The organism is Micromonospora sp. NPDC047557 (assembly GCF_043205095.1).
Lineage (GTDB): Bacteria > Actinomycetota > Actinomycetes > Mycobacteriales > Micromonosporaceae > Micromonospora.
Window position 1 is genome coordinate 123465 of sequence record NZ_JBIDDK010000011.1, and the last position, 12580, is coordinate 136044.

Annotated in this window: 11 protein-coding genes and 1 pseudogene; 4 read left to right on the forward strand and 8 right to left on the reverse strand. The window is 73.6% G+C overall.

Annotated features, from left to right (window positions below; genetic code table 11):
- The first annotated feature begins 45 nt into the window (after positions 1-45).
- The gene (locus tag ACGGAQ_RS23710) at positions 46-387 is read left to right on the forward strand and encodes a hypothetical protein (RefSeq protein ID WP_393052535.1); all 342 of its coding nucleotides are present in this window, start codon (positions 46-48) and stop codon (positions 385-387) included.
- Here the strand turns inward: ACGGAQ_RS23710 and ACGGAQ_RS23715 are convergent.
- From ACGGAQ_RS23715 to ACGGAQ_RS23745, 7 genes and pseudogenes are all read right to left on the reverse strand, one after another.
- Entirely contained in the window at positions 374-1918 is a 1545-nt protein-coding gene (locus tag ACGGAQ_RS23715) for a serine/threonine-protein kinase (RefSeq protein ID WP_393052537.1), read from the reverse strand. The two genes, ACGGAQ_RS23710 and ACGGAQ_RS23715, sit on opposite strands and share 14 nt — an antisense overlap.
- Before the next feature lie 120 nt (positions 1919-2038).
- Positions 2039-2491, reverse strand: a pseudogene (locus ACGGAQ_RS23720) (hypothetical protein); the annotation flags it as partial.
- A 211-nt stretch (positions 2492-2702) separates the two neighbouring features.
- Complete coding sequence (locus ACGGAQ_RS23725; RefSeq protein ID WP_393052538.1) at positions 2703-6353, reverse strand: adenylate/guanylate cyclase domain-containing protein; 3651 nt, start codon at positions 6351-6353, stop codon at positions 2703-2705.
- Entirely contained in the window at positions 6350-7180 is an 831-nt protein-coding gene (locus ACGGAQ_RS23730; protein WP_393052540.1) for an MBL fold metallo-hydrolase, read from the reverse strand. Before ACGGAQ_RS23730 ends, ACGGAQ_RS23725 begins: the two co-directional genes overlap by 4 nt.
- Positions 7181-7304: 124 nt before the next feature.
- Positions 7305-7766: a RidA family protein gene (locus ACGGAQ_RS23735; protein WP_007466196.1), complete on the reverse strand. Its 462-nt coding sequence runs from the start codon at positions 7764-7766 to the stop codon at positions 7305-7307.
- Positions 7763-7918 (reverse strand): DUF4177 domain-containing protein, encoded by a 156-nt coding sequence (locus ACGGAQ_RS23740; protein WP_007466198.1) that lies wholly within the window; start codon positions 7916-7918, stop codon positions 7763-7765. The genes ACGGAQ_RS23735 and ACGGAQ_RS23740 overlap by 4 nt, the downstream gene beginning before the upstream one ends.
- Positions 7919-7961: 43 nt before the next feature.
- Positions 7962-8447: a hypothetical protein gene (locus tag ACGGAQ_RS23745; protein ID WP_393052543.1), complete on the reverse strand. Its 486-nt coding sequence runs from the start codon at positions 8445-8447 to the stop codon at positions 7962-7964.
- A gap of 738 nt (positions 8448-9185) precedes the next feature.
- Between ACGGAQ_RS23745 and ACGGAQ_RS23750 the strand changes: the two genes are divergently transcribed.
- The 3 genes from ACGGAQ_RS23750 to ACGGAQ_RS23760 are packed head-to-tail and all read left to right on the forward strand — an operon-like array spanning position 9186 to position 11983.
- Complete coding sequence (locus ACGGAQ_RS23750; RefSeq protein WP_393052698.1) at positions 9186-9773, forward strand: hypothetical protein; 588 nt, start codon at positions 9186-9188, stop codon at positions 9771-9773.
- Positions 9774-9799: 26 nt separating this feature from the next.
- Positions 9800-10777, forward strand: a complete 978-nt coding sequence (locus ACGGAQ_RS23755) for an ArsA-related P-loop ATPase (protein WP_355064886.1) — start codon at positions 9800-9802, stop codon at positions 10775-10777.
- A gap of 54 nt (positions 10778-10831) precedes the next feature.
- The gene (locus ACGGAQ_RS23760) at positions 10832-11983 is read left to right on the forward strand and encodes an ArsA family ATPase (protein WP_393052545.1); all 1152 of its coding nucleotides are present in this window, start codon (positions 10832-10834) and stop codon (positions 11981-11983) included.
- A 6-nt stretch (positions 11984-11989) separates the two neighbouring features.
- Here the strand turns inward: ACGGAQ_RS23760 and ACGGAQ_RS23765 are convergent, their stop codons facing one another.
- The gene (locus ACGGAQ_RS23765) at positions 11990-12310 is read right to left on the reverse strand and encodes a WhiB family transcriptional regulator (RefSeq protein ID WP_007466209.1); all 321 of its coding nucleotides are present in this window, start codon (positions 12308-12310) and stop codon (positions 11990-11992) included.
- Positions 12311-12580: the final 270 nt, after the last annotated feature.

The window sequence follows — 12580 nt, forward strand, 5'->3', positions numbered from 1 at the left end:
CGCCTCTGAAGTTGACAGCGACCCAGGTAGCGACATGCTGGAGGGGTGAATCGACTGTCCAGGATCGATGCGCGGATGGTGGCGGCGGTCGCGGCGCCGGGAGCCCTCGCGCTGCTGATCCTGCTGGTCGTCCTGCGCCGGCAGGATCTCGTCGGTGTGGTTCTCGCGCTGCTGTGCGTGCTGCTGGCCATGGTCACCGCGGTCGCCGTGTCCGCCGCCCGTCAGCGCGCCGAACCACAGCCGGCGGACCAACCGCACGCCACCGCGCCGCCGGAGTTGATGCCGTACGGGATCGACGCGGACACCCTCGACGCCCTGGACAGCCGGGACGCGTTGCGTGCGGTGCGGGACCGGGGACGGGCGCGCGGCGGGTTCAGCGACCGGTGAGCGTGGGCGCGGTGAGCGCGTCGACGCCCCGCCCCGCCAGGCACCGGTAGACCCGGTCCACGTTGCCGTCCACCGGCGGCAACACCTCCAGGTGCCAGCCGACCGGCTCGGCGATCTTCGTGGTCAGTCGGAACGTCGTGGCGCTGCACACCTGTCGTACCGGGTCGGCGGCGATCACGTCGTCGTAGGCCGCGCCGACGAGCGGCACCGGCAGGATGCCCTCGGCATACGTCTCCCAGGTGTGCCGGCCGTCGCAGGAGACCCGGGCCGCCTCGGCGCGGGCGCCGCGGATGCGCACCGGGCCGAAGCACTCCAGCTCGGGCAGGCAACGGGCACCGCTGGGCAGCGCGGTCGGTGCCCCGGCGCCGGACGCGCAGCCGGGCAGCGGCCCGGTCGCCGGTGCCGCGACCTGGGTCACCGACGGTGACGGGTCGGGCGGCGAGCCACTGCTCGCCAGCCAGGCCCCGGTGGTGCCCGAGGCGGCGAGCGCCAGCACTCCGGCGCCACCGAGGAACCAGCGCCGCCGCCAGCGCCGGCCGCCGGGAACGCTGGGGCGGGAGTCCTCGACCGGGGGGCGCGGCACTGGCTGACCGGTGCCGTACAGGCCGGACCGGCTCGGACCACCACTGACCGGGGAGCCGCTGACCGGGGCACCGCTGATCGGGGAGCCGCTGATCGGGACGCCGCTCACCGGGGCGGCCGGCGAGCCGAACGGCAGGTTGGCGAGCAGGTCGTGCAGTTCGAGGGCGGACGGTCGCTCAGCCGGATCGTTGGCCATGCCGAGACGCAGCACGTCGATGAGCTCGTCCGGTACGCCCGGGAGGCCGGGAAGCGGCTGGTTGAACATCTCCAGCACGGTCACCAGGCTGGGATTGCGCTCGGACTGCCAGCGGGGCGGCCGGCCGTGCATCACCGCGTAGAGGGTGGCGCAGAGCGCGTACACGTCGACGGCCGGCGACGGCGGGCTGTGGCTGAACATCTCCGGCGGCGCGTACGCCGGGGTGAGCACCTCCAGGGTGACCGAGGCGTCCCGCGCCTCGGCCAGCACGGCCAGCCCGAAGTCGGCCAGCACCGCCGAGTTGAAGTGCGAGTAGAGGATGTTCGCGGGCTTCACGTCCCGGTGCAGCACCCCGGCCCCGTGCGAGTGCGCCAACGCATCCGCGATCTTGATGCCGAGATCGCGGGCCTCCACCGGGCCGAGCGGCGAGCTGCGCATCCGCTCGGCGTACGACCCGTCACAGAGTTCCATGATCAGGTATGGGTGCTGGTCGACGGTGACGCCGACGTCGAAGAGGTCCACCACGTGCGGGTGCGACGACATCCGGCCGGCAGCCCGCGCCTCGCGCAGGAAACGGGCCTGGTCGCGCTCGCTGTCCAGCGTGCGGTTCTCGACCTTGACGGCGACCTCTCGGCCGACCGAGATCTGGGTGGCCTGGTAGACAGTGGCGTAGCCACCTCGGGCAAAGACCCGCAAATCAGTCAGACCGGGCACGATCGGCACCGGCAAGCCACCGGTCGGGGTGTCGGTCACCGCTCGAAAATACCCAACCCGGCCGGCGGCTCAGCGCGCCGCGTCCGCCGGAGCGGCACCGGCCGCGCCGGGCGCCTCTCCGGCGCCTCCCGGCACGTCGACATCGGCCGACGTGGAGGCGGCGGGCGCAGCGGAGGCGGGAGACGCGGCAGCGGTGTCGGCGGCGGCCGGCGTGCCGCGGCGAGCGTCCATCCGCAATCCGACCGCGGTGGCCACCGCGCCCAACCCCTCCCAGGCAGCCACGCCGAAGAACCGGTCCGGGGCGATGTCGGCCAGCACGGCGATGCTGAACACGGTGAAGGTGACCAGTCGGAAGACCACGGTGAACCGGTAGAACGCCCGCCACTCGGTGACCGTGGCGAGCAGGTAGTAGACGCCCATGTTGAACGACGCCATCGAGGACGCCAGCAGGAACGTGCCGGTGTAGTCGCCAGCGCCACGCGTCGCCGGCACCTCGAACCCGAGCAGGCGCAGCTGCGCCTCCGGCCAGAGCAACCCGACCGCGCCCATCACCAGCGCCAGTACGCCGAAGACCGCGATGGTCCACCCCGCGACGGAACGCGGCAGCTTCATGATGGCCTCCCCAGGCACGGCGACGATCACCACTGTGGACCACCGCACGGTGGTGACACGCTAGCCCCTCACCCCGACCACCACATCCCCAGAACCGCCAAAACCGCCCCACCCCCACCCCCACCCCCCCCCCCCCCCCCCCCCGCGGCGATCATGAAGTTATTGCCACCAATGCCGGCGTGTCGGCGCAATAACTTCATGATCAACGGGGTCAACGGGCGGAGGGCCCGGGGCGAGGGGCCGGGGGCGGGGGAGGGGTTAGGGGAGGGGTTAGGCGGGTTTGGAGGGCTTTGGCTGCTGCTCGTTCGCTGCGTTGTTCGGTGGCGTACGCGAGGCGGACCGCCTCGTCGGCGCAGGACCGGGCCTCCGCCGCGTGGCCGCAGGCCGCCAGTGCCTCGGCGAGCACGATCGCCGCGATCACCTGACTGCGCACGTCCTCAGCGGGCGCGGTAACCGCCCGTCGGGCCCAGTCCAGCGCCTGCTCCCGCTGACCGTGGGCGAGCAGCGCCGACGCGTACCGGGCCATGGTCTGGCGGCGGGAGAAGAGCAGGGAGGGCGCGTTGGCGGCAGCCGTCGCCACCGGGGCGAGCAGCCCGACCGCGGTCGCCGGATCACCGGCGGCCAGCCGGGCGGTGGCCAGCAGCACCCGAGGCGCGACCTGCGCCGGCGCCTGCGGGTTGTGCGGTTCGACGGCCGTCAGCACCGCTCGGGCAGCCTGCTCGGCGGTCTCGTGGTCGCCCATGTCCAGCGCCACGAAGCCGCGCAGCGTGCCCGCCATTCCGGTGAGCAGCGGGTGTGAGGTCTGTTCGGCGTACACCAGGGCGTCGGTGAGCAGGTCGGCAGCGTGCTCCGGCTCGCCCAGCCCACGGGCCACGACGGCCCGGACGACCAGCGCGAACCCGCGCCCCCAGTCGTCGGACGCGGCGGCGAACTCGCGGTATGCCCGGCGGGCCTCCCGGTCGGCCTCGGCCAGCTCGCCCAACTCGGCGGTGGCGAACGCCGCGACCGCGCGCAACGTGCCCACCGCCCACGCCTCGCCGACCCGCTCGCCGAAGGGCAGGAAGACCTGCGCCATCCGGCACGCCTCCCGCAGCCGACCGGCGAGCAGCCGGGCGAACGCGGTGGTGCCCCGCAGCCAGGCCCGCCCGTACGGGTCCTTCAGTTCGGCGAAGAGCCGGGCGGCCCGGCCGAGGACGGCATCGGTGCCGGCGAAGTCACCCCGGGTCGTGGTCACCCAGGCCAGGTTCTGCAGCGACCAGGCCTGCCCACGCCGATCCTGCGCGCTGAGGCTGACCTGGTAGGCGGCGGCCAACCGGCTGCTCGCCTGGCTGAGCCGACCGGCCACGAAGTCGCCCATGCCGAGCCGACGCATGGCGGACGCGCGCAGCGTGGGCAGCCCGCCGGCCGTGGCCACCTGCAACGCCTCCTGCCAGGCGGCCTCCGCCCGACCCTGGTCGCCGAGGGTCTGCTGGGCCTGCCCGGCGAGCAGCAGGGCGCTGGCACGGGTGGCGTCGTCCCCCGCGTTGGCGGCGATCTTCTCGGCGAAGGCGAGCGCGTCGGCCACCCGGCCGATCTGCAGCAGCGCACGGGCGTGCACCACCCGGTCGATCGCCGGTATTCCGTCGCGGGCCAGCTCGTCGGCGCGTTCGGCGTACTCGACGGCGAGCGCGGGCTCCCCGGCGGACAGCGACCGGCGGGCGGCCCGGCCGAGCGCGGCGATCCCGAGCGGGACCACGGCGCGGGCCGGCGCGTCCGGTCGCAGTTTCACCGCGTCGGCGAGCGTGGCGGCCCGCTGGACGTGCATGGCGACGAAGTCGTCGCGTGCCTCCTCGGTGAACCCTCCCACCCCGCCGGCCGTGGCCCCGTCGACGGGTGCCGCCCAACGGGCCAGCGCGGCGTGCCGCTCGGCCAGTTCCGCCTTGCTCACCCCGGCGTACGCGGCCTCCCGCATGAGCGGGGTGGCGAACGCGTAGCCGGCGCGGGTGCGGTGCAGCATGCGGCGTTGCAGCAGCTCCTCGACGGCCCGATCGAACTCCACGGCGACCACCGCCGAGGGCCTCCCGTCGCGGCCGGCCCGCTGCTCGCGCAGCGCCTCCAGCGCGCCGGTCGGCACGGTGTCACCCACCACGGCCGCGTCCCGCAGGACGGAACGGGCGTCCGGTGGCAGCGCGTCGATCCGGGCGGCGAGGACGGCCGCGAGGTCCCGGGAGAGCAGCCGGCTGCCCAGGGAACCGGGTACCAGGCGCCAGCCGGCCGGCGTACTCGGGTCACGGTCACCGGACGCGGGCCGCTCCGCGGTCAGCGCGCCGCGTTCGATCAGCAGGGTGACCAGCTCCGCCAGGTAGAACGGATTGCCCTGGGCGGTGGCGAGCAGCCGGTCCGCGTCGGCCGGTGGCAGCTTCCCGCCGCCGAGGTAGCTGGTGAGCAGCCGGGCGGCGTCGGCGCCCCGCAGCGGCGGCAGGGAGTGCACCTCGGCATCCGCGACGCGGGTCAGCGCGCCGGCGGTGCGGACCAGCTCGGGGCGGCCGAGCAGCAGCACGAGCACCGGGCCGGTGAGTCGGGAGAGGGTCAGCCCGAGAGCGCGGATGGTCTCGGGGGTGGCGTCGTGCAGGTCGTCCACCACGATCACCAGGGGCGCCTCCGAGGCGAGCCCGCTGAGCAGGTCGGCGACGGCGTTCGGCACCGCCTCCGCATCGGCGGGCGAGGCGGCCGTGCTGCCCCACTCGCCGTTGTCGGCGCCGCCGTGCACGGGCAGTTCGGCGTACCCGAGCAGGGTGAGCAGCTGGTCGGTGGCGATCGGGGGCGTCTCGCCGGCGGAGCGGGCGAGCCGCTGACCGAGCCGCCGCAGCCGCTCCTCCACGGCCGGCCGGGTCAGCGCGGTTGCCGCGTCACCGGGCAGACCGACCGCGGCACGGACCAGGTCGGCCAACGGCGCGAGCCTGCGCCGCTCACCGAAGGCGGCGCACCGCACCGAGAGCACCCGGGCGCCGGTGTGCGCGGCGTACCGGCCGGCGCCCACGTCGTACCCGGCGGCGAGGCGCTCGACCTCGGCGGCGAACCGGGACTTGCCGATGCCCGCCTCGGCGGTCATCAGCAGCACCCGCGGGTCACCCTGGTCGATCACCTCGGCGAGTCGGCCGGCGACCCGGCCGATCTCGGTCTCCCGGCCCACGTAGGGCGCCTCGTCGCCGAGACCCGACCGGGTGCCCGGCGCGTCCAGCAGGCCCAGCAGCTCGTACGCCTCGACCGGCTCGCGCTTGCCCTTGAGCCGCAGCGGGCGCAGCGCCCGCCAGGAGGCGACGTGCCGGGTCGCGGCGGCGGTCCGTCCGCCGGCGTAGACCGCGCCGACCGCGGCGGCGTCGGCCAGCCGGGCGGCGGTGTTCACCGTGTCGCCGATGACCGTGTATTCGATGGCCGCCTGGATGCCGGCGATGACGTCGCCGGTGTTCAGGCCGACCCGCAGGCCGAGCGGCGCACCGCCGCCGCGCTCGTCGTCGAGCACCCGACGCACGGCCCGCTGCATGGACAGGGCGGCCCGGACGGCCCGTTCGGCGTCGTCCTCGTGTGCCACCGGCGCCCCGAAGACCGCCATGATCCCGTCGCCGGTCAGCTTGTCGACGTGCCCGCCGAACGTCTTCACCGCCCCCGCGAGGGAGGCGAGCACCCGGTCGGTGACCGCGCCGACCCGCTCCGGGTCGAGGTCCTCCGACCAGGAGGTGAATTCGGAGAGGTCACCGAAGAGCACGGTGACGACCCGACGCTCGGCCGCCGGCAACGTGGCGGCGGCCGGCAGTGCGGCACCGCAGTTGTGGCAGAACCGTGCGCCGGGGACAGCGACTGTTCCGCACACCGGGCAGGTCACATGTGCTCCAACCCACTGACCCCCGGCGCGGATTCCCCGGTGTCGACGCCCAGATACTCCAACTGGGCACGGACCGACCATTCCGCGGCCCACCAGAGCGAGCGGTCCACGTCGGCGTAGACCGCCGCGACCACCTCCGCCGGTGTCCGCGCGCCGGCGGCGACCGCCGCCCGGACCTGGTCGAGCCGGGCCCGGCGGTGGGCAAGATAGAAGGTGGCGGCGGCGGCGCAGTCGGCCAGCGCCGGGCCGTGCCCGGGCAGCGCCGGAATTCCGGTGTACGCGGACAGCAGCTCCAGGCTGCTCAGGTAGTCGCCGAGGTGCCCGTCGGGGTGGGCCACCACGGTGGTGCCGCGGCCGAGAATGGTGTCACCGGTGAGCACCGCCCGCTCGTCGCCGTGCTCGACGACGAAGCAGACCGAGTCGGCGGTGTGCCCCGGGGTGTCCAGCAGTCGGATGCCCAGGCCGAAGCCGCCCAGGTGCGCATCGGTCAGAGGCGTACCGCCGATGGTGTGCGCCGGGTCGACGGCGAGGACGTGCACCCCGCCGAGCAGTTCGCTGAGCCGGGCGGCGCCCTCGGTGTGGTCGGGATGGCCGTGCGTGATCAGGATCAGCCCGACCGGGCCGTGCGCGGCGATCGCCGCCAGGTGCCCCTCGTCGGGCGGCCCGGGGTCGACGACCACTGCCGGCTCGCCCGGGGCCGCGCGCAACACCCAGGTGTTGGTGCCGTCGAGGGTCATCGGGCCGGGGTTCGGCGCGCGCAGCAGTGTCACCCAGCTCGGCAGCCTGTCGGCCAGCGCCGCAGTCGCCCCCGTCACGTGCCCGCTCATGGCTGCGATCGTACGACCCCGCCCGCCACGGCCCGCGATCATGCACGTGCGGCCCCTGATTCATCCCTGTTCAGGGCTTTCCTCCGGGCCGGCGGCGCACGATCGCGGGACGGTGGCGGTGCGGTCAGGCGACCTCGACGATCAGTTCGATCTCCACCGGGGCGTCCAGAGGTAGCTCGGCGACCCCGACGGCGCTGCGGGCGTGGCGGCCAGCCTCGCCGAAGACGGTGCCGAACAGGTCGGAGGCGCCGTTGATCACGGCGGGCTGGCCGATGAAGCCGGGGGCCGACGCCACGAACCCGGTCAGCTTGACCACCTTGACCACGTTCTCCAGGCCGACCAGCGAGTCGACGGCGGCCAGCGCGTTGAGCGCGCACCGCTGGGCCAGGTCCTTGGCCTGCTCGGCGGAGATGCCGGCGCCGACCTTGCCGGTCGCCAGCAGCTTGCCCTCGGCGATCGGCAGCTGGCCGGAGACGTACACGTGCTGCCCGGACTGCACAGCCGGCACGTAGCTGGCCACCGGCGGCACCACGTCGGGCAGTTCGAGGCCCAGCTCGGCGAGCTTCGCGTGCGGGCCGTTGCTCATGCCTTGGGCCGCTTCAGGTACGCCACCAGCTGGTCGGGGTTGGGGCCGGGGACCACGGCGACGAGTTCCCACCCGTCCTCACCCCAGTTGTCGAGGATCTGCTTGGTCGCGTGGACCAGCAGAGGGACCGTGGAGTATTCCCACTTCTGCATCGCTGGAGGGCTCCCTCGTGGTGCGGACTTCGTCGGGCACAGCCTACGTTCCGCTGGCCGGACGAGGCGCGGGACGCTGCTCCGGCGTGGCCGGCAGCTCTCCACAGGGCCCCTGGTGCTCGTACCCCTGGGGGCAGCGCGACCGGTCGGGCAGCAGCAGGTCGCAGAAGACCCGGTGACGGTTGTTCTGGTCGTCGGCGTTGGACACGGTGGTCTCGCCGGCGTCCAGCTCCGGTAGGAAGCCCAGCGACTCGGCGACTCGACCGGCCAGCACGGTCGCCGAGGCCAGGTCGGGCACCCGGATCGGCAGGTGGATGACGAACCCGGGCTCGTCGTCGTCCCGCAGCCGCTCGCCGGGCCGGCTCGACCCCCGGATCACCTCCGGGGGCTCCGGAACCCGACGGTACGACCGCTCGTTGATGGGCAGGCTGCCGAACGGCCCGCCGGCCACCTCTCCCATGGACCCGGGCCGGCGTTGCCGCTCGTTCGTCGGGAACTGGGTGCGAGGGATGTTGTCCGCGTCGCGCATGAACTGCCTCCGGTCGTACCTCTCGGATCACGCTTCCGGCCCGGACCATTCATCCGTTCCGGCCCCCGCACCGGGACGAAGGTAGGTCCACGGCGGCAGTCCCGCCAACAGGACGCGCACGATCAGTCACCACCAGTCACATATGTGACAGATGTCGGGCAGAAATCCCGACTGCGAGTGATCTCGCGGTCTGGACGATGCGCGCGATGCCCAGCGCCGCGCGGTAGGGGCGACACCGAACCGGCGGCTGGCCGCTACCCTTCCGGTCGGACGGTCGCACAGCGCCCGGCCGCCCGCTCGATCTCGCTCGGCGCCAGGGGTGGCGGCCGGGCGCCGCACCCCCGGGGGAACGAGATGACCCAACCGCCCAGCGGCGACCAGGCCGGCCCGCGCGCTCTTCCGTCGGCGCCCCCGGATTCCGCCGGTCAGCCCGAGACGCCGACCATCCCCGGACAGCCCGGCCCGACGGCCTCCGGCCAGTCCGATCCGGCGCCCTCCGTCCAGCCGATCTCCGGGCAACCCGACCCGACCGCCCCCTTGAGGGAGTCCGACGGGGCGACCGTCCAGGAGCATCCCGGCTCGCCGACCGCCGCCCAACCCGGCCCGGCTGCCCAGCCCGCACCTCCCGGCCCGGCCGCTCCTGCTGGCCCGGCCGCCGCTGAAGGCCCGTCCGCCCAGCCAGGCCAGCCCGCTCTTCCCGGGCAGCCCGCGCCGGGGGCGCTCCCCGCGCAGCCGGGCGTGCCGACCCAGCCCGGCCCGCCCGCTGGCGTCCCGCAGTCCGACGACCCGGCCGGCACGCCGCAGTCTCCCGGCGTCCCGGGTGCGATCCCGCCGCCCCCGCCCGGCTACCCGCCGTACCAGGGCCAGGGCACCGTCGAGCCGAAGAAGAAGCGCGGCCTGCTGATCGCCGCCATCGCGCTGGTCGTGATCATGGTGCTCTGCGTGGGCGGCGGCGTCGTGGCGTTCCTGACCCTGCGCAACGCCGAATCCGGCGAGGGCGCGAAGGAGCCGGCGGTCGCCGTCGACGAGTTCCTCACCGCCGTCTACAAGGACCGGGACGCGACAAAGGCCGCCAATCACGTCTGCGCCGCCTCGCGCGACGACAAGAAGATCGCGGCGAAGGTGGCCGAGGTGCAGAAGTACGCGTCCGAGTACCAGAACCCCCGGTTCAAGTGGACCACCCCGAAGGTCGACAACCAGACCGGCGACCGGGCCACCGTCTCCACCCGCATCACCATGACCACCGCCGACGAGAAGGTGGCCGACCAGGACCTGCGCTTCACTGTGGTGCAGAAGACGGGTTGGTGGGTCTGCGAGGTCGCCTGACCGGCAGGCCTGGATAGGCTCGACGGGTGCGTGCAGCTGAGCGGCCGTCCGACCCGGCCGGTACCGGATGGTCGGCCCGCCTCCACGTGGTGACCGGCAAGGGCGGCACCGGCAAGACCAGCGTGGCGGCAGCGCTGGCCCTGGCGCTGGCCGCCGGTGGCCGGCGCACCCTGCTGGTGGAGGTGGAGGGCCGGCAGGGCATCGCCCAGCTCTTCGGCATCGAACCGCTGCCGTACGAGGAGCGGCACCTCGCCGACACGCCGGACGGCGGTGAGGTGCGCGCGCTCGCGGTGGACGCCGAGGAGGCGTTGCTCGAGTACCTCGACATGTTCTACAAGCTGGGCGCGGCGGGCCGGGCCCTGCGCAAGCTCGGCGCCATCGACTTCGCCACGACCATCGCCCCGGGTCTGCGTGACGTGCTGCTCACCGGCAAGGTGAAGGAGGCCACCACCCGGACCTCGGGGCAGCGGCGCGCGTACGACGCGGTGGTGCTGGACGCGCCGCCCACCGGTCGGATCGGCCGCTTCCTCAACGTCACGGCCGAGACGGCGCGGCTCGCCAAGGTCGGCCCGATCAAGACCCAGAGCGAGGGGGTGTCCGCGCTGTTGCGCTCCCCGATGACCGCCGTGCACGTGGTCACGCTGCTGGAGGAGATGCCGGTGCAGGAGACGGTGGACGCCATCGCCGACCTGACCTCGCTCGGCTTCGGCATCGGGAAGGTGATCGTCAACGGCGCCCGACCTCCGCTGCCGGCCGGCCCGGCGGTCACCGCCGCGGAACTCCGGCGCGGCCTGGTCGCCGCCGGGCTGCCGGCCGATCAGGACATCGTGGCCGGGTTGCACGACGAGGCGCGAGACCAGCTCATCCGGCGCGAACTGGAGGATTCGCTCCGCGCCGACCTGGTGGAGTTGGGGCTGCCGATGGTCGAGCTGCCGTTGCTGCCCGACGGGGTGGACCGGGCGGCCCTCACGACCCTGGCCCGCGCCCTCGTCAGCGCCGATTGACTCACACCTGAGCTCGGCACGGGCGCACGGACCGACGCGGCCCGATACGCTCGATTGGTGCCTTCCGAAGACGCGGCGCCGCAGCTGGACGTCGACCAGATCCTCGCCGACCCGGGCGTGCGGATCGTCGTGTGCTGCGGGGCCGGCGGGGTGGGTAAGACGACCACGGCCGCGGCGCTGGCGCTGCGGGCCGCCGAGCACCATGGCCGGCGCACGGTGGTGCTCACCATCGACCCGGCCCGCCGGCTGGCTCAGTCACTGGGCCTGACCGAGCTGGACAACACCCCCCGTCAGGTCAAGGGCATCGACGTCGAGGCCAGCGGCGGTGAGCTGCACGCCATGATGCTGGACATGAAGCGCACCTTCGACGACGTGGTGCTCCAGCACACCGACCCGGCGAAGGCCGCGGAGATCTTCGCGAACCCGTTCTACCAGGCGATGAGCTCGACGTTCGCCGGCACGCAGGAATACATGGCGATGGAGAAGCTGGGCCAGCTGCACGCCCGGGGCGAGTGGGACCTGATCGTGGTGGACACTCCGCCGTCCCGCTCGGCGCTGGATTTCCTGGACGCGCCGGCCCGACTGTCCCGCTTCCTCGACGGCCGGATGCTGCGTCTGCTGCTGGCACCGGCGCGCAGCGGCGGACGGAGCATGTTCAACCTGGTCACGGCCTCGTTCGGGATGTTCTCGAAGGTGGTGCAGAAGGTGCTCGGCGCGCAGCTGCTCACCGACCTGTCCGGCTTCGTGGCCGCGCTCGACTCGATGTTCGGGGGTTTCCGGCAGCGGGCCGAGCAGACGTACCGCATCCTGCAGGCGCGGGAGACGGCCTTCGTGCTGGTCGCGGCACCGGAGCCGGACGCGGTCCGGGAGGCCGCCTACTTCGCGGGCCGGCTGCGGGAGGAGAAGATGCCGCTGGCCGGCCTGGTGCTCAACCGGGTGCACCGACCGGCGGTCCCGGAGCTGGACGCCGAGCAGAGTCGGGCCGCCGCGGAGCGGCTGGCCGAGCTGGGTGGGCACGAGGCCACCGCCGACGTGCTGCGGTCGCACGCCGCGCTGGCCCGTCAGGCGGTACGCGAGCAGCAGGTCGCCGCGCGGTTCACCGAGGCGTTCCCGGCGGTGCCGGCGGTGTCGGTGACGGCGCAGCCCGCCGACGTGCACGACGTCGACGGGCTGCGGACGATCGGCGCGGCGATCGGCCGGTCGTGACCGGCGTCAGGTGGCCGCGCTGACGAGGATCTTGTCCTTGCCAGCCTTGTCCTTGCTGTTCTTCTTCATCGCTGCCTCGAACATCTTGCGCCAGCTCGTCACCTGTGGGTGACGACGCAGCAACGCCCGGCGTTCGCGTTCGGTCATACCGCCCCACACACCGAACTCGATCCGGTTGTCCAGCGCGTCGGCCAGGCACTCGTACCGAACTGGGCAGCTCCGGCAGATCCGCTTCGCCACGTTCTGTTCGGCGCCCTGTACGAACAACGCGTCCGGGTCCCCGTTCTGACACGCCGCCAGCGACGGCCAGTCAGTGATCATGCCCATGTGTACACGTCCCCCCTTGCAGTACCTACCGACCTCGTTGCACGGCAGCCGGCAATTCCCCCCGGTCGCCCGGCCGCCTTCCCCAAGGCGGTGCGGACGACATGTGGCGCTGTCGCCGCCATCATCATGCTCTGTAGTCGGCTGATTACGCAACGTTGTCGGCGAAATCCATCATTCCGGACACACCCGGCTTCCCGGGCTCTCGACCGCCGGTTACCCCGCCGAGGTCGGCGAAAACGCTGCGGAGCCTCCGCCGAACGGTGGAGACTC